Source organism: Sinomonas sp. ASV322 (genome assembly GCF_030908245.1).
In the GTDB taxonomy this organism is placed as follows: Bacteria; Actinomycetota; Actinomycetes; order Actinomycetales; family Micrococcaceae; genus Sinomonas.
In genome coordinates, this window is sequence record NZ_JAVFJJ010000009.1 from 104,820 (window position 1) to 124,341 (window position 19,522).

The following is a 19,522-nucleotide window of genomic DNA, read 5'->3' on the forward strand; positions in this document are numbered from 1 at the left end:
AGTTCCGTCAGTCGATGTCTTCGATGATCTGGCCATACGGTATGTGCTCGTCGAGATGCGCCTGCAGGACGTGCGGGTCGATGACGACGCGCACGCCCATTTCGGCCTCGGCGGCGGACTGGAGCAGAACGGGCCGGATCGTCTCGACGAACGACTCGTCGCGGCCTTCGAGGTACTTCTTGTAACTGGCAGGAAGCTCGCTCATGGCGAGATTCTAGGCCGGAGCCGTCCCGCCGGTAAGGCCCCGCGACGTAGCGAAGGACACCCCGGCGAGGAACGCCTTCGCCTCGGCGCTTCGGGGATAGCCGTCGACGAGCGCCCAGAAGTCCGCGGTGTGCCCGTGGACGAGGAGATGCGCAAGCTCGTGGACGAGGACGTAGTCGATGACCCACTGCGGCATCTCCTGAAGCTCGTGGGAGAGCCTGATGCTGCGTTCCGCCGGCGTGCACGAGCCCCACCGCGAATTCTGGTTCGTGACCCACCTGACCGTCGCGGGCTGGGCTCGGCCCGCGAGATAGCGCGCCGACAGCTCAGCGGCCTTGGCCATGAGCTCGGTGTCAGTCCGTTGCCCCGAGCGGCGCGCGGCATCCTTCTCGAGCCGCTCCACCATGCGCCGCACCCAGTGTTCCTCTTCGCTCTTGCTGAATCGTGCGGGGATCGCGACGACGGCGGTGCCGCCCTCCCAGAACGCGCTCACGGTCTTCCGGCGCCGGGCAGAGCGGCGGACTTCGATGGGCGGGCCAGACCCCTCACGCGCCACGGAGCAGCTCCAGGACCGCGTCGCCGTAGCGCTCGAGCTTGGCCTTGCCGACGCCAGCGACCTTGGCGAGATCCGCGAGGCTCTCGGGCTTCGCTTCCGCGATCGCCGTGAGGGTCGCGTCCGTGAAGACGACGAAGGCCGGGACGTCCGCCTCCCTCGCCCGCTCGAGCCGCCAGGCACGAAGGGATTCGAACGTCGACTCGTCGTAGGTCGGCGGGCAGTTGGCGCATCGGCCGAGCTTCCGCTCGGCTCCGGTGTCAAGCACCGTCCCGCACACGCGGCACGTCGCGGGACCCTGGTATTCGCGACGGCGCCGCGTTGATGCGCCGCCCCCGGGCGCCGTCGTCGTCCGCATTGTCCCCGGACGCAGGCCGTCAAGGAACCGCGACGGGCGCCGGTGCGCGCGGCCTCCCGGCGTCCGCGAGAGCGACCATGAGAGGTGCAGGAAATGCCGCGCGCGCGTGATGCCGACGTAGAGGAGGCGACGCTCTTCGTCGACGGTCGCCGGGGTGTCCGCGAACGAAATCGGCACGAGCCCTTCACTGAGGCCGACGAGGAACACGGCGTCCCATTCGAGGCCCTTCGCCGCGTGGAGCGACGCGAGGGTCACGCCCTGGACGGCGGGGGCGTGCTGCGCCGTCGACCGCTCGTGGAGCTCGAGCACGAACTCGGGCATCCCGAAGTCATCGCCGCGGCTCCCCGAGAGCTCGTCGGCGAGGGAGACGAGGGCGGAGAGCGATTCCCAGCGTTCGCGTGTCGCACCGCTCCCGCTCGGGGCCGCATCCGAATAGCCGAGCGAGGAGAGGACATCCCGCACCGACTGGCCGAGCGGCACGCCCGCGGGCTGGGCGCGCGCCGCCGACCGCAACGTCAGGAGCGCGTCACGGACCTCGCGGCGGTTGAAGAAGCGTTCGCCGCCCCGGAGCTGGTACCCGATGCCGGCAGCGGAAAGTGCTTGTTCGAACGCCTCCGATTGCCCGTTCGTGCGGAACAGGACCGCGACGTCCTTCGGCTCCGTGCCCGAGGCGATGAGCTCCGCGATCCGGCGGGCGACCGTCGTGGCCTCCGCCTCGTCGTCGCCGCATTCGACGAACTCCGGTTCGGGTCCGCCGGGGCGCTGCGCGACAAGGCTGAGCGGTTCGGCCCACAGTCGGTCGGCGGCCGGCCCCGCGCTCCGCCGGGCCGCGAGCAGCCGGTTGGCGAGCGCGACGACCTCGGGCGTCGAGCGGTAGTCCCGCACGAGCTTCACGACCGTCGCGGCCGGGTGGTGCTTGGCGAAGTCCAGGAGATGCGCCGACGTCGCCCCCGTGAAGGAGTAGATCGTCTGGCTCGCGTCGCCCACGACGCACAGCTCCTCGCGGCCGCCAAGCCAGAGCGCGAGAAGCCGCTGCTGGAGCGGCGAGACGTCCTGGTACTCGTCCACGACGAAATGCCGATACTGCTCCCGCACGTCGGCAGCGACCTTTGGGTCTTCTTGGAGGATGCCGACCGTGATGAGCAGGACGTCCTCGAAGTCGATGAGGTTCCGATCGATCTTGACGTCCTCGTAGGCCTGGAACAGGCGCACGACCGTCGCGGGCTGAAGGCCTCCGGGCTCGCCGCGACCCGTTGCGCCCTCGAGATAGGTCGAGGGCGTGAGCATCGAGACCTTGGCCCATTCGAGCTCCGACGCGAGATCACGGATGGCGGCGCGGTCAACGGTGATGCGCAGTCGCCGGGCCGCCTCGGCGATGGCCTGGGCCTTGTGCTCGAGGAGGCCGGGAAGCTGTCCCCCGACCGCTTGGGGCCAGAAGTACTGGAGCTGCCGGAGCGCCGCGGCGTGGAACGTGCGCGCCTGGACGCCGCCCGCCCCGAGATCGCGGAGGCGGCTGCGCATCTCGGCCGCCGCGCGAGACGTGAAGGTCACGGCGAGGAGCCGCTGGGGCTGGTACACGCCCGTGTGGACCCCATAGGCGATGCGGTGCGTGATGGCCCGGGTCTTGCCCGTTCCGGCGCCGGCGAGGACGCACAGCGGGCCCTGCAGCGTCGTCGCGACGGCGCGCTGCTCGTCGTCGAGCCCGCCGAGGAGCCGGTCTTCGAGCGAAAGGGTGTCCCCGGTCATGCGCGCACCGAGTCCCCGGCCGGCTCCACGATGGGCCCGCCGTTCCAGTGCTCGATGAGGGCACGCGAAATCGAAGCCTGGCTCGGGAGGCTGATCTCGCCCGAGGAGACGGCGGCCGCGAGTTCTGCCCGGTCGAACCAGCGCGCGTCCAGGACTTCCTCGCCATCCGGCCGCGCCTCGGCGTCCTCGGTGCGCGCCGTGAACCCGAGCATGAGAGACGCGGGGAACGGCCACGGCTGGGAGCCGAGGTACTGGCACTCGGTCACGCGCACGCCGACCTCCTCGGCGATCTCGCGGATGACTGCCTGTTCGAGGGACTCCCCCGGTTCGACGAAGCCCGCGAGGGTCGAGTACATCGTTGGACGCATCCGCGCGCCGTGGCCGAGAAGCACGCGGCCGTCGGGGCCGACGACCGTGACGATGATCGCCGGATCGGTCCGAGGGAAGTGCTCGGAGCCGTCCCGCGGGCACCGGCGGACCCAGCCGCCCATCACGACATCGGTCGGTGTCCCGCAGCGCGGGCACAGGGGGTGTGATTCGTGCCAGTTCGCAATCGCGTTCGCTTCGAGGACGATGCCCGCTTCGAACGGGTGCATCGCGCCACCGACCTCGCGGAAGCCGGACCAATGCGTTCCGTCGGGCAGAAGCTCAGCGCCGGGGTCCGCAGGCTCCGACATCACGCCCGCGATGGGCTCTACCGGCTCAGGCAGCACGACGAGCACGACGTCGGCGCCCGCGGAGCGTTCGAAGCCCGACTCGTGGGGGACGCGGCCGAGGTAGACGACGAGGCCTGCGAGCCATGCGTCCGGGAGACCCTTCACGGGGAGCAGGACGAGCCGATCGCCGTGCATCGCCGCACGCCGCTGGGCCATCAGGACCGCGACCGTCCGCTCGCCGCGGAGCACCCCGGGAAGGAACGACTCGTCGGCGCGCGCCTCGCTGCGACGGTCGAGGGCCGCTGGCAGCACTGGCAAAAGGGTGGGCGCGAGGGCGCCTGCCACCGGATGGGTGCCGTTGCCGGCCGCGTAGCCCACGGTCGCGATGCCCTGGGCGGCAGCGTCGTGGGAGGCGGCTGGAAGAGAGTCGGGGGCTGACGTCATAGTCCTACCGTACTGAGCCGCACCGACAGTCGCATGCGCGCGTGAGCGATCCTGTGGACATCGCGACGGGGACACGCCGCGCAGAGCCCGTGATCCGCCCGCCCGGGCGGGCTACCGTGGACAGGGTGAGACGTACCCCCATGGAGCTTGCAGCCCTCGCGACCGCCGCCGTTCCCGGGCTCTACCCCGTGGCTTTCGGTCCGTCGCCGGACGACGCGACGGACTTCGACTCGGCTCTCCTCGAGGGCACCGACGGTCGGCGGTGGCGCGTCCGATCCCCTCGGGGCCGCGAAGCAAGCGCACGGCTCGAGACGGAGATGCTCGTGCTCCGCGCGTTCGGCCCCGGTGTTCGTGCCGAACTCCCCTTCCAGCTTCCCGCGGTGGCGGGCACCGTGCGGCACGGGAACCTCACGACCTGCGTCTACACTCACCTTGCCGGCACCGTGTGGGAGCTCGACGGGCTCGCACATGGCGGCACGCGTCTCGTGCGGGACATCGGCGGTGCTCTCGCCGCAATCCACTCGCTCCCCCACTCGCTCGTCGACCGAGCCGACCTCCCGGCATATTCCGCGAACGAATTCCGCCAGCGCCGCCTCAACGAGCTCGATCAGGCCGCGACGACGGGCAAGATCCCGCCCATCCTCCTGCGTCGCTGGGAGAACGCGCTCGAGGACGTCAGCATGTGGCGGTTCAGCCCGACCGTCGTCCACGGGGACCTGCACGAGGACAACCTGCTTGTCGACGACGGACGAGTCACCGCCGTGACCGGGTGGACCGATCTGCGGGTCGGTGATCCCGCGGACGACCTCGCGTGGCTCGTCGCGTCGAACGAGCCGGAGTTCATCGATGCCGTCGTGTCCGCCTATCACGAAGCCCGGCACGAGCCCGTGGACCCTCATCTGCTCCGCCGCGCGGCCCTGGCAGCCGAGTTCGCGCTCGCCCAGTACCTCGTCAAGGCGCTCACCCTCGGCGACGCCGAGGCAGCCGCGGACGGCGAGGACATGCTCGCGCAGCTTGCCGCCGACATCGAGGCGGAGGATGCGGCGCACGCGGCGGAGGACGCCGAGCAAGCCCATGACGCGGAGCGCATGGACGACGGCGGGGCCTCGCCAGCCGTGGCCGTCCCGCCAGCCGTGGCGGCCTCGCCAGCCGTGGCCGTCCCGCCAGCCGTGGCGGGCTCGCCAGCCGTGGCCGTCCCGCCAGCTGTGACAGTCACACCGATCGACGACAGCGAGACGTCCGAGCCTGAAGCGCACGACGAGGGAACGGACGAGGACGACGCACGCGATTCCCTAGCCGACCTGCCGCTCCACAGCGGTATCCCCGCGGCCCACGCGGAGCCCGCTACGGACGCGATCCCCCTCGTCGACGGGCACATCAGCCAAGGACCGACGCGATGAGCTCCTCGAGCTCGGCCTCGCCCGCGAGGCGGTCTGGGCGAACGATCCTCCCGTCCGCGAGATAGAAGAACGCGGCCGTCACGCGATCTAGCGGGACGTCGTGAAGGCGCGACCACGCAAGCCGGTACACCGCGAGCTGCACGGCGCGCGCCTCGGCGTCTCGGCCGCTCGGGGCGCGGCCGGTCTTCCAATCCACGAGGTCCCACGTTCCGTCGGCGTCGCGGAACACCGCATCGATCCGACCACGGACGACGACGGGTCCCACCCGGGTCTCGATCGGCACCTCGACGAAGGCCGGGCTGCGATGCGCCCACTCCGAGGACTTGAACACGTCCACGAACGACTGAAGGTCATAAGCCTCATCGACGAAATCGTCGGCATGGTCGAGGCCCTCGAGGTCGAGCATCGCGCTCTGGGCGAAATACTCCTCGACCCACGCGTGGAACGCCGTCCCGCGTCGCGCCGACATGCCCGGACGCCGGGGCACCGGGCGCCGCAGCTGACGGACGACCGCCTGGGCGTCCTGTCCCAGGGCGACGACGGCCGAGGCCGAAATGTGCTCCGGCAGGCGAACTCCCATGCCGTCGTCGGCACGGCCGTGCTCTGTGAGGAGGAGCTCGGCCTCTCGAACCCATCCGAGCGCCCTCGGCGAGTGCCGCGCCGTCGCCCGCAATCCTGCCGCGCCCGGCACGCCGACCCCCTCTGGAAGATCGCTCGTGCCGGGCTCTGAGAGCTGCGCTCTGACGGCGCCCGCCGCGTGCTCAAGTGGAGCCCTCCGGCCCGGCGCGAGGCTCAGGCGGTGCCCCGACGCCGCGTCGAGCGGTCCCTCGAGCGGATCGTAGGGCCAGGCAGCGGAGTCAGGCTCGGCGTGGAGCGGATTGTCCTCGGGAAGCTCGGCATCATCGACCCACTCGATGACCGTGAAGCCGCGCTCGGCCGCCGCGTCCCGGAGCTCGACAAGGAAGGGGGAGGGCTGCATGGGCTTGGCCCGCGTAGCTGACCAGGCGCTGCACGTAGCGAGCAGGAGGTCCTTGGCCCGTGTGAAGGCGACGTAGGCGAGCCGCCGCTCTTCGCGCTCGGCGTGCTCGGTCGCGTCCTCGGCGAAGGCCTTCTCGGCGTCGACCCAGCCCTTCTGGTCGGGCTGCTCCGTATCCCATTCCGGCAGTTCCCGCACGTCGCCCCGCAGAGGCCATGGGAGCGCCGCTGGTCCGCTCGTCCATCGGTCATTCCCCCCGCTCGGGAAGGCGCCAAGGTTGAGTCCGGCGACGACGACGGCGTCCCATTCGAGTCCCTTCGACGCGTGCACGGTGAGGAGCTGGACGGCACCCGGCGTCGGCTCGTGGGGGGCGATGTCTAGCCCCGATTCCTCCTCGGCGGCGGCGTCGAGCCACGAGAGGAACGCAAGCAGCTCGGACGACGTGGACTGGGCGAGGAACGACGCCGCCGCTTCCTGGAACGCGTCGAGGTTGCGCCGAGCGTGATGCACGGACGCTCCCGGGCGGGCCGCGAGCTCGATGTCGAGGAGCAGCGAACGCTCGACGTGCGCGATGAGCGTTCCGAGATCGTCCGAACTCAGGGTCCGGAGCGTTCGGAGCTCGTCGCGGAGGCGCACGAGACGCGCAGAGGCCCCATCGCTCACGGTACGGCCGGCGCCGGATACCCACCCCGGCCGAGGAAGCCGGTCGATCGCCTCGACGAGGCTCGCGACATCCGCGAGATCTCCTTCGACGAGCGTTTCGTCCGCCGCGCCTGGAGCGTCGAGGTCCTGCTCAGCGGGCCGGGCGGCCTGGGCTCTGCGCGCGGCGAGGTGCCGCGACCAATCCGCGAGCGCCATGAGGTCCGCTGGGCCGATGCGCCAGCGTGCCCCTGCCATGAGCCGCATGAGCGCGTCCGACCGCCCCGGATCCGCGATGACGCGCAGCGTGCTCACGACGTCGATGATCTCCGGCGTGTCGAGGAGCCCGCCGAGTCCCACCACCTCGTAAGGGATTGCCCGCCGCTCGAACTCGCGCCGGATCGGCTCGAACTGCGCGCGCTTGCGGCACAAGACTGCAAGCGTGGGAAGGCCAGGCCTTCGGTCGCGGACGAAGGCCTCCAGCTCGATCGCGACCGCGGCGGCCTCGCGGGACTCATCCGCGAAGCGTCCGACGAGCACGCGTCCGTCGGTCGCGAAGGGACTGGCCTCGAGCGTCCGGACCTCGACCGTCCGCGAGTCCCGCGCATACGACGCCGGGCGGCCGAGTGGATGCGAGACCGTGTTGGCGGTCGCGAGGACGGTGACGCTGTTGCGCCACGCGGTCGTCAGATGGCTCACTGCCGCGCGCGACCTCGTCCCATCGGAGCGGATCTCGGGGAACGTCTCGGGGAACGTCGAAAGCTGGCCGGCCGATGCCCCGCGGAAGCCATAGATCGATTGGTTGGGGTCACCGACCGCCATGACGGGATGTCCGTCGCCGAAGAGCTTCGAGAAGAGCACGGTCTGGGCAAAGGACGTGTCCTGGAACTCATCGAGGAGGACTGTTCGGTATTGCGATCGCACGAGCTGCCCGGCTTCCGGGACGTCGCGCGCGATCCGCGCCGCGAGCGCGACGAGATCGCCGTAATCGAGAGCGCCGCGCCGGGCTTTGGCCTCCGCGAAACGGGCGACGAGGCCAGCCACCGCAGCCCGAGAGCGAAGGGTTGCCGAAAGCTTCGCAGCCGCGGCCGAAGGACCCCGGCCCCGTTCGGCCACAAGGGGAAGCTCAGTGAATCGCCCGAATTCGCCGAGAAGCCATTCTTCGACGTTGCCCGGGTCTTGGAGGTGCTCCGTGCATTCGGCGGCCAGCGTCATGACAGCGCCCACGAGCGTGCTCTTGGCAGGGAAGCCCTCCCAAATGTCGCCGTCGTATGCTTCGACGACCGTGGCCGCAAGCTGCCAGGACTGTGCCGCGCCGAGCAGCACGGCGTCTCGCTCGATGCCGATCCTCAGACCGTGATCCTGGACCACCGTATTCGCGAACGAATGGTAGGTCGAAACGCTCGGATCCAGCGCCTCGGGGTCGATCGCCTCGGGGGCCACGTCGATGCCGCGTTTCCTTGCCGCGCGGGCGAGTTTGGCGAGCTGCGAGCGGATGCGGGCCGAGAGCTCCCCCGCGGCCTTGCGGGTAAACGTCACGCCGAGGATCTCGTCGGGGCGAACCCATCCGTTGGCCACGAGCCACACGACCCGATCGGCCATGGTGGCCGTCTTCCCGGACCCCGCGCCCGCCACCACGAGCCTCGGCGCGAGCGGGGAGGAGATGATCTCCGATTGCTGGGCCGTTGGCTGATGCTGCCCGAGGAGCTCCGCGAGTTCTTCGGGGGTGAATCTCGGTTCAGGTAACTCGGCCTGGACTGACGGGTCCTTGCCGCGCTGCTCTCGGGACTCACCAGCCGAGGTCATTCGGTCACCTGCCGACCCCGCGCGCACAGCGGGCAGATGTCTGGAAGCCGACATCCGCCCGCAAAGCCGGAGCCCGGCTCATGCCTGGCGACGAACTCTGAACCCGCCATGGTCTCGGCCGCCTGTTCCACCAGCTCAACCGCCCAGCCTGACGCGTCGAGTGGCGGCTGCTGTTGGATCGCCACCGATTTCGCCGTGTCGCCGAGCTGCACAAGCTCGGCACCGCCCGGGCGGGCCTGTCCCGTGGGCCGCTCGCCGCCGTCGTCCTCGAACGCACCCGCGGTGACTGCCACCTGGTACGCGGCAAGCTGGGCGTGCCGCGGAACGTCCGCGGCCCGAGGCTTGCTCTTGCCGGTCTTGAGGTCGACGACGACGAGGCGCCCCTCGTCGTCCCGCTCGAGCCGGTCGACCTGACCGCGGATCACGGTCCGCTTGGAGATCTCGGCTGCGCCCACCCCATCGAGCGCGGCCTCGAAATTCAGCTCGACGCCGACGAGTTCCCGTTCCGAACCCCGCACGTACTCGGCAAGTTTGAGCAGCATCGCGCCGGCACGCTCGTACTCGCGCCGCCCCTCCCACGAATCCGGGTGCCCCAGGCTTGGCCATCTGCGCTTGAGTTCGGCGTGGAACTCCACGGCCGTTCCGCGCGGCAGGTCCTGGGCGATCGCGTGCACAAGGGTTCCGAGGCTGCGCGCGAAGTCGGTCGCAGCCTCGCCCCCCGCCGCCGAGACGAACCAGTCGAGAGGGTTCCTCGCGGCGGTCTCGACCTTCGAAGGCGAGACGAACACCGTCTGGCCCTCGGGAACGACGGGCCCTGTGCTCGACAGGGGCGCAAGCCCGTACCAGTCGTCGGGGTGCGACCCAGGTGCTCCGGCGCGCGCGAGCCGCGCGAGCAGGGCGACAGCGTCGGCCGCATCTCGGCCGCCTTCCTCGGCCGATTGCCGCAGCTCGCCGACGAGGGACCGCAGCCCGAGCATGCGTGGGACATCGGTGTACGGGCGAACGGCTCTTCCGTCGGGCAAGGGGTCGATGAGGTCGAGGAACGACGAGGGAACCTCGTCCTCCGAGCGCACGCCCGTGCAGACCAGGCGTTCCGTGGCCCGGGACACGACCGCCGAAAACATGCGCAATTCGTCGTACCGGATGTCGCGAAGGCGCGAGCGTGAGGTCACCAGCATCGCCTCGACAGGACCGAGTTCGAGGCAGTCCGTGAACATCGTGCTGCCCAAGAGCTCCCCTCGAAGGCGATTGTTGGGCCACACCCCGTCTTGGAGTCCGATGACGAACACAAGGCGCCACTCGCGTCCCACCGCGCTCGCCGGGGTGAGGAGTTCGACGGCGTCGTCGGCCTGGGCGCGCGGCGCGAGGGTGTCCATGGGGATCTCCTGGTCGAGGAGATAGTCGAGGAACTGCCCGGGCGAGGCCCCCGGGAGGCGGTCCACATAGCGCTCGGCCGTGTGGAAGAGGGCCATGAGGGCGTCGAGATCGCGGTCGGCTCGCAGGCCGACGGGCCCGCCGCCGATGGCGAGCGAATACCATCGCCGCCAGAGGGCCGCCGCGTCCCAGAGGCCCCACAGAACGGTCTCGGCCGTCGCCCCTGGCTCTGCTGCGGCCGCTCTCCCCCGCTCGAGCATCCGCGCGACCCTCCGCGCGGCCTGGCCCTCGACGCCGAGCTCGTCCAGCACACCGGGAGCCTCGACCGCTTCGATGAGGAGGGCATCGCTCGCCCGCCCGCCGCCCGAAGAGAGTTCGAGCTGGCGCAGGGATTGGCGCAGGCGCCGGAGCTCGAGCGCGGAGGCCCCGCCGATCCGCGACATCAGGAGCTCAACGACCGTCTCGGCGGTCAGCGAGCTCGGATCGACGACGGCGCGATAGGCCGAGAGAAGCGGCCGCACCGCAGCTTCGTCGCGAACGGCCGTCTCCGCTACCGGGACCTTGACGGGGATGCCCTGCGAGGCGAGGAAGCGCTGCGCCTGCGCGAGCTTGACCCCCGAGCGCACCATGATGGCGATCTCGCCGTAGCCGAGCCCGCCGAGCAGGTGGGCATCCTGAATCCGATGGGCGACGTATCGCAGCTCGTGCATGGGCGAATGCAGGACATGCGCTTCGACTTCGCTGAGCGGATCGACGAGTTCGGCGTGCTCGAGCTGCCGCGCCTTCTGGCCCCCGGGCACGGCCGAGATGCGCGACGCAACGGCCTGCCATGCGACCGACACTGCAGGAGGCATTCGGTGCGACGTCGCCAAGGCCACCTCGGTCAGCCCGCCGAGCAGTTCGCCGAGCCGCGATACGAGCTCCGGGCGCGCGCCTCGAAAACCCTGGACGACGACGTCGGGGGCCGCCGACACGATGACGTCCCGCCCTTCGCCGAGCACAGACACGAGTTCGAGCACGGCCGGGTTGGCCTCCTGGATGTCGTCGACGACCAAGAGCGCGAGCCTGCGTCGCTCCGCCGCAAGGAGTTCGGCGTCGTCGAGCAGGATCTGGCGGGCGGCTGTGATGATGCCTGCGGGATCGAATGCCTCAGGCATGCGGAGTTCGAGGACGTCGCGGTACTCGCGGAAGAGCTCCGCCGCGGCCTCCCACTCGGGTCTCTGGGTGCGACGCCCGAGCTCGGCGAGCTCATGCGCCGTCGTGCCGTATTCCGTGACGCGGTCGACGAGCTCGCGCACCTCGTGCCGGAATCCGCGGGTTCCGAGGGCCGATTCGAGGCCCCGGGGCCACGCGGGCCCCCGGCCCGTCTTGGCGTGCCCTTCGAGCAGCTCCCTGATGATGAGGTCCTGCTCGGCGCCGGACAGGAGGCGCGGCGCGCGCGGAAGCCACTCGATCCGTCCCTCCGAGCGGGCGCGCCGGATGAGGTCGAAGGCATACGACTGCCACGTGCGCGCAGGCGGCGAGCTGAGGCTGCGATCAAGCCGCGCGGTGAAGCCGTCGCGCAGGCGCGCCGATGCGGCCCTCGACGGCGCCACGAGCAGCACCTGCGAGGGATCGACGCCGTCCCGCTCGACCCGCACGGCGGCTGCCTCAACCAGCACGCTGCTCTTGCCCGTTCCCGGAGCGCCCCACACGAGCACGGGACCCACTCCTTGGCGCAGCTCGATGACGGCTCGCTGGTCGGGCGAGGGGTCGAGGCCTGAGCGCGAGGCCCGCGGCAACGGCGGCAGGAGGGTCAGGCCCGCGTCGCGGGACGGCGCTTCGACGCGCGGAGCCTCTGGCCCGAGCTGGGTGTGGCTGGTCTCGTGATGGCGGATGGTCGGCGCGAAAACCGTCATGGCTCGATCCCACCATCGGGGTCCGACATTTTCCGGTGCCGGCCGTGAGTCCGGTCCCAGAGCGCTTCGGCGACCGCGTCGACAGCGTCGAGTTCGCCGTCGTCGGGCGCCCAGCGGGCCCGGCCCATATCGACGCGCCACGAGCCGACGCCGGGCGTTCCGCGGAGCGGCGTTCCCTCGTCGATGTAGCGGGCGAGCGCCTCGCGCTCGTGCCCCTCGGGGGCGCCCCCGTTCGCCTTGATGACGCGCCACCAGGCGGCCTGTCCCCCGTAGTGGGACATGACCGAGCCGACTTGGCGGGGTCCGCCCGCCCCAAGCAGCTCGGCGACGTCGCCGTAGGCGAGGACTGTTCCGGATGGGACAAGGTCGACGACGGCCAACACCGCCTCAACGTACTCGTCCCGCATGCCCACCAGCCTAGGGTGTGCCGCTCGTGCTGCCGGTGCGCCATGCGGGTGGAGGCGGAGTCAGGTTCAGACGGGGCCCATCAGCAACGGCGCGACTCTGATTCCGGCGTGACTCTGATTCCGGAGGGACCCGATGATCGCTGAACGCCGGATTGCCGGCAAAGGAAAACGTGCTGCCGCCTGCCTGTTCCCGTGGGCTCCCGGGGTCTACTGTGTTCGAATGATCGGGCTGCCGTTCGCCGGGAACGGACTGGTGCATGGCATCTTCATGGGCGTGGGCATCGCGGCCGCCCTCATCTTCTACGCCTTCGAGACGCGGCGCCGCGGCCTCACCGACGCCCGGCTGTGGACCCTCGCCGGTTTCGCCCTCGCGTTCGGCGCCGTCGGCTCTCGGTTCACGTGGGATTTCACCCGGCAGGCGTCCCCGGCCCAGTGGTGGTTCGACGGCGACCGCAGCATCCTCGCGGGTCTCGTCGGCGCATGGATCGGCGTCCATCTGGGAAAGCGTCTCATCGGCTACAGGGAATCCACAGGAGATCTCTTCGCGCCCGCGATCGCGCTGGCGATGAGCCTCGGGCGGATCGGCTGCCTCCTCACCGAACTGCCCGGCACCCCGACCGGAGGCAGCTGGGGGATGGTCCTGACACCGGCCCAGGCCGCGCTGCTCGGCGGCCCGGCCGCGATCGGGCTCCACCCCTCGTTCGCGTACGAGATCGTCTTCCACGCCACCGCGTTCGCGCTCATGGTGCGCTACCGCGACCGCGTGAGGCGCACAGGGGACCTGTTCATCTGCTACGTCGCCGCCTACGCGCTCTTCCGCTTCGGCGTCGAATTCGTGCGCGGCAATGAAGAGCTGTGGCTGGGGATGAGCCGACCGCAGTGGTTCCTTCTGGCCGTGCTGCCCCTGCTGGCCTGGCGGGTGTGGCGGGTGTTCGCCAGACCCGTTGCCGCGAAATTGGAGGGAAGGGCGGTATGAGCGAGGAACCCCCAGACAGCCCCCAGCCCCCGCGGGCGCCCGAGCCGCGCCGGCCATCATGGCCGCGCCGGCTACTGCGGCGCCCGGGCGTCTCCCTGCTGCTCGGGATTGGGGCCGGGGTCGTGGCGCTCTTCCTGCTGGGCCTGCTGGCCACGGGGATCTCCGCCGCCTCAGGCGCCTGGTCGTTGCTGCCGTTTGCCGTGTATCTGGTCGGGGCAATCGTGCTCGCGGTGAGGCCTGTGACATCTCGCTTCGGCGCGGGATTGCTGCTCGCGATCGGGGTCTGGGTGCTCATCGGCGCCGGTGTCTGCGTCGCGCTATTGAACAACCCGAGAGGATTCGTGTGAGCCCTTCGAACGCGGTCTCGCGCCGCGCGCCGCTCGGCCCGGGCCAGCCCCTGCGCGGGGACCGGATCCACCGGTACGTCACGGCGTTCTGCCCGCGCTGCCACGAGACGAACCCGCCGCTGGCACAGGTGCGGCGCCTCTCCGGGGCCCTCCTCGTGCGGGACGGGCGGGTCTGGCTGGAACGCGGCTGTCCCGACCACGGTCTCGTGCGCACCCTGTACGACGAGTCGCCCGAGATCCTGCGCTATCTGGAGAAGTGGCAGGCGCCGACGAAGGCGCACGTCCCAGACGAGGCAGAGAACTACCGCCCGGTCCCGGAGGCGTATGCCTACGGGCTTCCCGCGATGCAGACCCAGCACACGTGCATCCTCCTCGAAGATGTGATCGAGCACTGCAATCTGCGCTGCCCGACGTGCTTCACGGCGTCCGGCCCGCAGCTGCAGGGCGTGGCCCCGCTCGCCGAGGTCCTCGCGAACGTCGATGCCCGGCTGGCCCGCGAGAACGGGCGCCTCGACGTGCTCATGCTCTCCGGCGGCGAGCCGACGCTCTATCCTCATCTCGCCGAACTCCTCGACGAGCTGGTCGCCCGGCCGATCGTGCGGATCATGGTGAACAGCAATGGGATGCTCATCGCGACCGACGACGAGCTGCTGGCCCTGCTGGAGAGGCATCGTGAACGGGTCGAGGTCTACCTCCAGTACGACGGCCCGTCCAAGGAGACCTCCATCCACCATCGCGGGGGCGACCTGACGCGATTCAAGGACGCCGCGATCTCGCGCCTGTCCGAGGCGGGGGTCTTCACGACCCTGACGATGACGGCGGCCCTGGGCGTGAACGACGGCGAGATCGGCGCCGTCGTCCTGCGCGCCTTGGAGACCCCGTTCATAGGCGGGGTCGCGCTGCAGCCGGTGTTCGGCTCGGGGCGGGGACACGGCATCGATCCCGGGGACCGGCTAACCCACACCGGGGTACTGGCGCGCCTGGAGGAGCAGACCGGCGGGGTGGTGGCGTGGCACGACCTCACGGCGCTGCCCTGCTCGCACCCGCACTGCGCCTCCGTGGGCTACATGCTCAAGGACGACTCGGGCGTCTGGCGGTCCCTGACCGCCCTGATCGGGCACGACCAGTTGCTCGCCTGGCTCGAGATCGACCCCGACAGCATCGCCAACCGGATCGCCGACAGCGCCATCCCGCTCAGCCTGCGCTCGCTCATGAAATCGTCGCTTCTCGACCTGCTGAGCGAGCAGTCCTCGCTCTCGCATCCGAGCACGGCGGACCTCTGGAAGAACATCTGCACCCAGTGCGACCTCGGCATCGGCACGCTGGCCACCCTCGCGGCCGGCTGGCTCCCCGGCCAGCAGCAGCGCCTCCGCAGGCTCCTGGCCGAGCGCGTCACCCGCATCACCGTCAAGCCGTTCATGGACATCTCGACCATGATCGAGGAGCGCCTGCGCCAATGCTGCGTCCACGTAGGCACCAAGAGCGACGCCGGCAAGCACCAGTGCGCCCCCTTCTGCGCCGTCCAGGCCTGGCCCGCACTCGCCAGACAGCGGATCAGCACCGCGACCGGCCTGCCCCTGCCCACCCTGCGTCTTATCCAAGCACCGAGCAGCGCCCGAGAAGCCTCATGAGCGCCGATTCTGACGCACGGCGCATCGCCGAGGGCCCGTCGCCGTCGCACCTTGTCGGTCCGCGGAACGGCACCCAGCCCGAGCCCGCGCCGCCGCCGCAGGACTCGCCGCCCTTCGATCCGCTGCGACTGTGCATCTTCGCCACCATCGCCCTCCTGGGATGGCTGGCAGGCCCGCCCGCGCTCGTGGTGTTCTCTGCCATCGGGTTCGTCGGCTACGCGAAGGCCCGGCGCGCAGGCCTGACCACCTCGAAGTGCTTCCTCCGCGACACGAGGCTCGTGCTCCTCTACCTCGGCATCCTCACGGCCGCGGGGCTCTGGGGGACTTACGCGCTCGCGGCTCGCCTCCTCGGCTTCTGACCGCCTCCAACTCCTCGGCCACGCTGCCTGTCACCTTCGCGGCCGTCGCCTGAGGTGGGCGGCTCCCGGCCTGGGCGGAACCTCCGACTCGCGAGCACCTCGGCAAGGGCCCGGCGAGCCTCCCGTTAGATTGTCGGCCCCTCCCGTTAGCGTGTGGGACATGACGTGGAGCAGCAGTGCAAGGGCAGCGTTCGACCTCGAGACGACCGGCCGTAACTCGCGCGCAGCCCGCATCGTGACTGCGAGCATCGTCGTGCTCGCCGCGGATGGGTCGGTCGAATCCGAGTACGAGTGGCTCGCGGATCCAGGAGTCGAAATCCCCACTGAGGCCGCAGAGGTCCACGGCATCACGACCGAGAAGGCGCGCGCCGAGGGACAGCCCGCGGCCGACGTCGTCGCGGAGGTCGCGGCAACGCTCCAGAAGCTGTTCGACGAGGGCATCCCGGTCGTCGCCTTCAACGCTGCCTACGACTTCACCGTGATGGCGGCGGAGTGTGCGCGCCATGGCCTGCCCCAGCTCACACGATTCCCCGTGCTGGACCCGTATGTCATCAACAAGCAGGTCGAGCGCTTCCGCAAGGGGAAGCGGACATTGGGCGCACTGTGCGAGCAATATGGCGTCGTACTCCGCGACGCTCACACGTCGGCGGCAGACGCGCTCGCGGCGGCCCAGCTGCTCGACGCGATGGCGAGCCGCTTCCCGGAGCTCAACAAGCCCGCCCCCGCCCTGCACCGAAGCCAAGTCGACTGGTCCCTCGAGCAGGCCGCTGACTTCCAGTCCTATCTGCGGCGCACGAAGCCCGCCGCAGTGGTGGAGGGCGATTGGCCTGTGCTCACCCCCGCCGACGCGAGCCGCGGCGGATTTTAGGCGCAGATTCTCGGCGCCCGCGCCTCGCTCCACGCACGAGTGAGATACATCTCACAACCTGATTGCGCTGTCGACGCCGGGGAGCGACCAGTCACGGATTCACAGCAAGCGCCCAGCAACCTTCGACTCACAGCCACACATCAGCTTCAATCGAAGATAATTCGGCAGTTTCCGGCATGTTTCGAAATATGTTCCCCGAAAAATTGTTTCAAGCCTCCCACCCATAATGGTATGCAGCCCTGACACATTTGCGTCCCGCTCCTTGCGGATGCGTGTGTCCAGCGTTCTCATCACGAAAGAGGCTCCATGAAGCTCAAGGCACCCAAGTGGCTCGCGGCCGCCCCCGTCGCAGCTGTCCTCGCGCTCACGCTCGCCGCGTGCGGCGGCGCGTCCACCGGCACCCCCTCGGGAACCCCGACCGACGCGCTCAAGGGCTCGGACAAGCAGTCCACCGACAAGTACACGACGGCTTCGGTGACCCCGCTGGACAAGATCGACACGTCGAAGCTCGGCCTCATCACGCCCGGCACGATCAAGGTCGGAACGCTCTCTGACGCGCCGCCGAACATCTTCATCGACAAGAACACGGGCGAGTTCACCGGCTACGACAACGAGCTGCTCAAGGCCATGGCCGCGAAGCTCGGGCTCAAGGTCGAGTTCGTCTCGACGAAGTTCCAGAGCCTCCTCGCCCAGGTCAAGACGAAGCAGTTCGACATGGGCTCGTCCTCGATCTCGACGACGGACGCCCGCCGCGAGACCGTCGCGTTCACGAACGGCTACGACTACGGCTACATGGCGATCGTGACCAAGGACGGCGCGAAGGTGAAGACTTTCGACGACCTCAAGCAGGGCGTGCGCATCGGCGTCGTGCAGGGCACGGTCCAGGACGACTTCGTGACCAACACGCTCAAGCTCGACCCGGTCCGCTTCCCGGACTACAACACGGTCTACGCGAACGTGAAGAGCGGCCAGGTCGACGCGTGGGTTGCCCCGTCGCAGCAGGCCGAGGGTCAGGTCAAGCAGGGCGACGGCACTGTCATCGCCCAGAAGAAGGTCAACACCCAGAACTTCACGGCCTACGCCGTCGCGAAGGACAACCCCGCACTCCTCGAGGCCCTCAACTCGGCCCTCGACGCCGTGATCGCCGACGGCACGTGGTCCAAGCTCTCCGCTCAGTGGTACCAGGACCGTCCCACGCTCAAGGAGCAGACCCCCGAAGGCTGGAAGCCGGGCAGCAAGGCCGTCCAGGTCACTGCGGCCAAGTAACCGGAGAACAGGCGCCACATGGATTACCTGAACAAGCTCGGCGAAACCTTCTTCGACTGGAAGGTCATCGGCGAGGTGCTGCCCGCGATGTTCACGATCGGCCTGCCAAACACGCTCGTGCTCGCGATCTCCTCGGGGATCGTCGGCACGCTGCTCGGCTTGGCCCTGGCCGTCATGGGCATCTCGCGGAATCCTGTGGCCCGATGGATCGCCCGGGGGTACACGGACGTGTTCCGTGGACTCCCGGCGATCCTCACCATCCTCGCGATCAGCCTCGGGTTTGGGCCGATCCTGCGCCAGTTCACCGGGATCACGAGCCCATACCCGATGGGCGTCGCGGCGCTTTCACTCATCTCGGCGGCATACATCGGCGAGATCTTCCGCTCGGGCATCCAGAGCGTCGACAAGGGCCAGCTCGAGGCCTCGCGCGCACTTGGTTTCGGCTACGGACCGTCGATGCGGCTCATCGTCGTCCCGCAGGGCGTCCGCCGCGTTCTTCCGGCGCTCATGAACCAGTTCATCGCGCTCATCAAGGACTCGTCCCTCGTCTTCACGATCGGCGTCACGTCCCATGAGCGGGAGCTGTTCCAGATCGGGCAGGATGTCGCCGCCAACACGGGCAACCTGTCCCCGTACGTCGCGGCCGCGATCTTCTACCTCGCGATGACGATCCCCCTGACGCACGTCGTCAACTACATCGACGCACGTCTCCGCACGGGCCGGGCCAAAAACAACGCTGAGAAACAGGAACCGGACGAGGCCGCCGCCGTCGTCGGGAAGGGAGCCCGCGCATGAGCCACGCGACTTCGGTGAGCCAGTTCGCTTCCGGCTCCCTCGAGGCGAAGGGGATCCACCTCGCCTTTGGGAGCAACAAAGTGCTGCGCGGGATTGACCTCAACGTCCCGGCGGGCTCCACGGCTTCGGTCATCGGCCCCTCAGGCTCGGGAAAGTCGACGCTTCTGCGCGTCATGAATCGGCTCATCGAGCCGGACGCCGGCGACATCCTGCTCGACGGCAAGTCCGTGCTCAAGGACAACCCGGACGAGCTGCGCCGCCGCATCGGCATGGTGTTCCAGCAGTTCAACCTCTTCCCGCACAAGAGTGTCGGCGAGAACGTCGCGTTTGCGCTGCGGAAGCTGCGCGGGCTCCCCAAGGATCAGGCGCGCGACGAGGCCCTCGCCCAGCTCGACCTCGTGGGCCTCAAGCACAAGGCCGAGGTGCGGCCGGCGACGCTCTCGGGTGGCCAGCAGCAGCGCGTGGCCATCGCCCGCGCGCTCGCCATGAAGCCCGAGGTCATGTTCTTCGACGAGGCCACATCGGCCCTCGATCCCGAGCTCGTCAAGGGCATCCTCGCCCTTATGGCCGACCTCGCGCAGAGCGGCATGACGATGGTCGTCGTGACGCACGAGATGGGCTTTTCGCGCAACGTCTCGGATACCGTGACGTTCATGGACGGCGGCGTCGTGGTCGAGAGCGGCGCGCCCGAGCAGATGTTCGGGGACCCGCGCACGGATCGCCTCCAGCGCTTCCTGAGCGACGTCCTCTAGAACTCCGGCGACCCAGAACCACGGGCGACGGCGGCACTCACGCGAGTGCCGCCGTCGCCCGTTGTCG

The 19,522-nt window shown here is 69.7% G+C and carries 16 protein-coding genes; 9 read left to right on the forward strand and 7 right to left on the reverse strand.

Annotated features, from left to right (window positions below; translation table 11 throughout):
* Window positions 1–7 precede the first annotated feature (7 nt).
* From RBS12_RS13355 to nudC, 4 genes are read right to left on the reverse strand one after another with little or no spacing between them, the layout of a single operon-like run.
* On the reverse strand, window positions 8–205 hold the full coding sequence (locus tag RBS12_RS13355; protein ID WP_307966606.1) for a hypothetical protein: 198 nt from the start codon (window positions 203–205) through the stop codon (window positions 8–10).
* A 9-nt stretch (window positions 206–214) separates the two neighbouring features.
* On the reverse strand, window positions 215–760 hold the full coding sequence (locus tag RBS12_RS13360; RefSeq protein WP_307966607.1) for a M48 family metallopeptidase: 546 nt from the start codon (window positions 758–760) through the stop codon (window positions 215–217).
* Window positions 750–2,861, reverse strand: a complete 2,112-nt coding sequence (locus tag RBS12_RS13365; protein ID WP_307966608.1) for an ATP-dependent DNA helicase UvrD2 — start codon at window positions 2,859–2,861, stop codon at window positions 750–752. Before RBS12_RS13365 ends, RBS12_RS13360 begins: the two co-directional genes overlap by 11 nt.
* Entirely contained in the window at window positions 2,858–3,961 is a 1,104-nt protein-coding gene (nudC, locus tag RBS12_RS13370) for an NAD(+) diphosphatase (RefSeq protein ID WP_307966609.1), read from the reverse strand. Before nudC ends, RBS12_RS13365 begins: the two co-directional genes overlap by 4 nt.
* A gap of 41 nt (window positions 3,962–4,002) precedes the next feature.
* On the opposite strand from nudC, the gene RBS12_RS13375 reads away from it, so the two are divergent.
* A complete protein-coding gene (locus tag RBS12_RS13375; protein ID WP_373886521.1) occupies window positions 4,003–5,361 on the forward strand; it encodes a macrolide 2'-phosphotransferase in 1,359 nt (452 codons plus the stop codon).
* Here RBS12_RS13375 and RBS12_RS13380 read toward each other — a convergent pair.
* From RBS12_RS13380 to RBS12_RS13390, 3 genes are read right to left on the reverse strand one after another with little or no spacing between them, the layout of a single operon-like run.
* Window positions 5,339–8,782, reverse strand: coding sequence for an ATP-dependent DNA helicase (locus RBS12_RS13380; protein ID WP_307966610.1), 3,444 nt, complete (start codon window positions 8,780–8,782; stop codon window positions 5,339–5,341). The genes RBS12_RS13375 and RBS12_RS13380 overlap by 23 nt on opposite strands.
* Window positions 8,779–12,054: an ATP-dependent DNA helicase gene (locus tag RBS12_RS13385; RefSeq protein ID WP_307966611.1), complete on the reverse strand. Its 3,276-nt coding sequence runs from the start codon at window positions 12,052–12,054 to the stop codon at window positions 8,779–8,781. The genes RBS12_RS13380 and RBS12_RS13385 overlap by 4 nt, the downstream gene beginning before the upstream one ends.
* Window positions 12,051–12,461: an MGMT family protein gene (locus tag RBS12_RS13390; protein WP_307966612.1), complete on the reverse strand. Its 411-nt coding sequence runs from the start codon at window positions 12,459–12,461 to the stop codon at window positions 12,051–12,053. The genes RBS12_RS13385 and RBS12_RS13390 overlap by 4 nt, the downstream gene beginning before the upstream one ends.
* Window positions 12,462–12,681: 220 nt before the next feature.
* Here RBS12_RS13390 and RBS12_RS13395 point away from each other — a divergent pair, with 220 nt between their 5' ends.
* From RBS12_RS13395 to RBS12_RS13430, 8 genes are all read left to right on the forward strand, one after another.
* Window positions 12,682–13,437, forward strand: a complete 756-nt coding sequence (locus tag RBS12_RS13395; RefSeq protein ID WP_307966613.1) for a prolipoprotein diacylglyceryl transferase family protein — start codon at window positions 12,682–12,684, stop codon at window positions 13,435–13,437.
* A 122-nt stretch (window positions 13,438–13,559) separates the two neighbouring features.
* Window positions 13,560–13,784, forward strand: a complete 225-nt coding sequence (locus RBS12_RS13400; protein WP_307966614.1) for a hypothetical protein — start codon at window positions 13,560–13,562, stop codon at window positions 13,782–13,784.
* On the forward strand, window positions 13,781–15,415 hold the full coding sequence (locus RBS12_RS13405; RefSeq protein WP_307966615.1) for a radical SAM protein: 1,635 nt from the start codon (window positions 13,781–13,783) through the stop codon (window positions 15,413–15,415). The genes RBS12_RS13400 and RBS12_RS13405 overlap by 4 nt, the downstream gene beginning before the upstream one ends.
* Entirely contained in the window at window positions 15,412–15,774 is a 363-nt protein-coding gene (locus tag RBS12_RS13410; protein WP_307966616.1) for a hypothetical protein, read from the forward strand. Before RBS12_RS13405 ends, RBS12_RS13410 begins: the two co-directional genes overlap by 4 nt.
* A gap of 160 nt (window positions 15,775–15,934) precedes the next feature.
* Complete coding sequence (locus RBS12_RS13415) at window positions 15,935–16,642, forward strand: 3'-5' exonuclease (protein ID WP_307966617.1); 708 nt, start codon at window positions 15,935–15,937, stop codon at window positions 16,640–16,642.
* A gap of 306 nt (window positions 16,643–16,948) precedes the next feature.
* Window positions 16,949–17,908, forward strand: coding sequence for an ABC transporter substrate-binding protein (locus tag RBS12_RS13420; protein ID WP_307966618.1), 960 nt, complete (start codon window positions 16,949–16,951; stop codon window positions 17,906–17,908).
* Window positions 17,909–17,926: 18 nt separating this feature from the next.
* Window positions 17,927–18,703 carry an amino acid ABC transporter permease gene (locus RBS12_RS13425; protein ID WP_307966619.1) on the forward strand — a complete coding sequence of 259 codons (777 nt, stop codon included), beginning with the start codon at window positions 17,927–17,929 and terminating at the stop codon, window positions 18,701–18,703.
* 14 nt (window positions 18,704–18,717) lie between these two features.
* Window positions 18,718–19,455, forward strand: a complete 738-nt coding sequence (locus RBS12_RS13430; protein ID WP_307966674.1) for an amino acid ABC transporter ATP-binding protein — start codon at window positions 18,718–18,720, stop codon at window positions 19,453–19,455.
* Window positions 19,456–19,522 lie beyond the last annotated feature (67 nt).

What these genes read in the sequence shown, in the direction of transcription:
- RBS12_RS13355 (WP_307966606.1), bottom strand. Translation starts at nt 205, where the DNA reads ATGAGCGAGCTTCCTGCCAGTTACAAGAAGTACCTCGAAGGCCGCGAC.
- RBS12_RS13365 (WP_307966608.1), bottom strand. Translation starts at nt 2,861, where the DNA reads ATGACCGGGGACACCCTTTCGCTCGAAGACCGGCTCCTCGGCGGGCTC.
- nudC (WP_307966609.1), bottom strand. Translation starts at nt 3,961, where the DNA reads ATGACGTCAGCCCCCGACTCTCTTCCAGCCGCCTCCCACGACGCTGCC.
- RBS12_RS13380 (WP_307966610.1), bottom strand. Translation starts at nt 8,782, where the DNA reads ATGACCTCGGCTGGTGAGTCCCGAGAGCAGCGCGGCAAGGACCCGTCA.
- RBS12_RS13385 (WP_307966611.1), bottom strand. Translation starts at nt 12,054, where the DNA reads ATGACGGTTTTCGCGCCGACCATCCGCCATCACGAGACCAGCCACACC.
- RBS12_RS13390 (WP_307966612.1), bottom strand. Translation starts at nt 12,461, where the DNA reads ATGCGGGACGAGTACGTTGAGGCGGTGTTGGCCGTCGTCGACCTTGTC.
- RBS12_RS13395 (WP_307966613.1), top strand. Translation starts at nt 12,682, where the DNA reads ATGATCGGGCTGCCGTTCGCCGGGAACGGACTGGTGCATGGCATCTTC.
- RBS12_RS13410 (WP_307966616.1), top strand. Translation starts at nt 15,412, where the DNA reads ATGAGCGCCGATTCTGACGCACGGCGCATCGCCGAGGGCCCGTCGCCG.
- RBS12_RS13415 (WP_307966617.1), top strand. Translation starts at nt 15,935, where the DNA reads ATGACGTGGAGCAGCAGTGCAAGGGCAGCGTTCGACCTCGAGACGACC.
- RBS12_RS13420 (WP_307966618.1), top strand. Translation starts at nt 16,949, where the DNA reads ATGAAGCTCAAGGCACCCAAGTGGCTCGCGGCCGCCCCCGTCGCAGCT.
- RBS12_RS13425 (WP_307966619.1), top strand. Translation starts at nt 17,927, where the DNA reads ATGGATTACCTGAACAAGCTCGGCGAAACCTTCTTCGACTGGAAGGTC.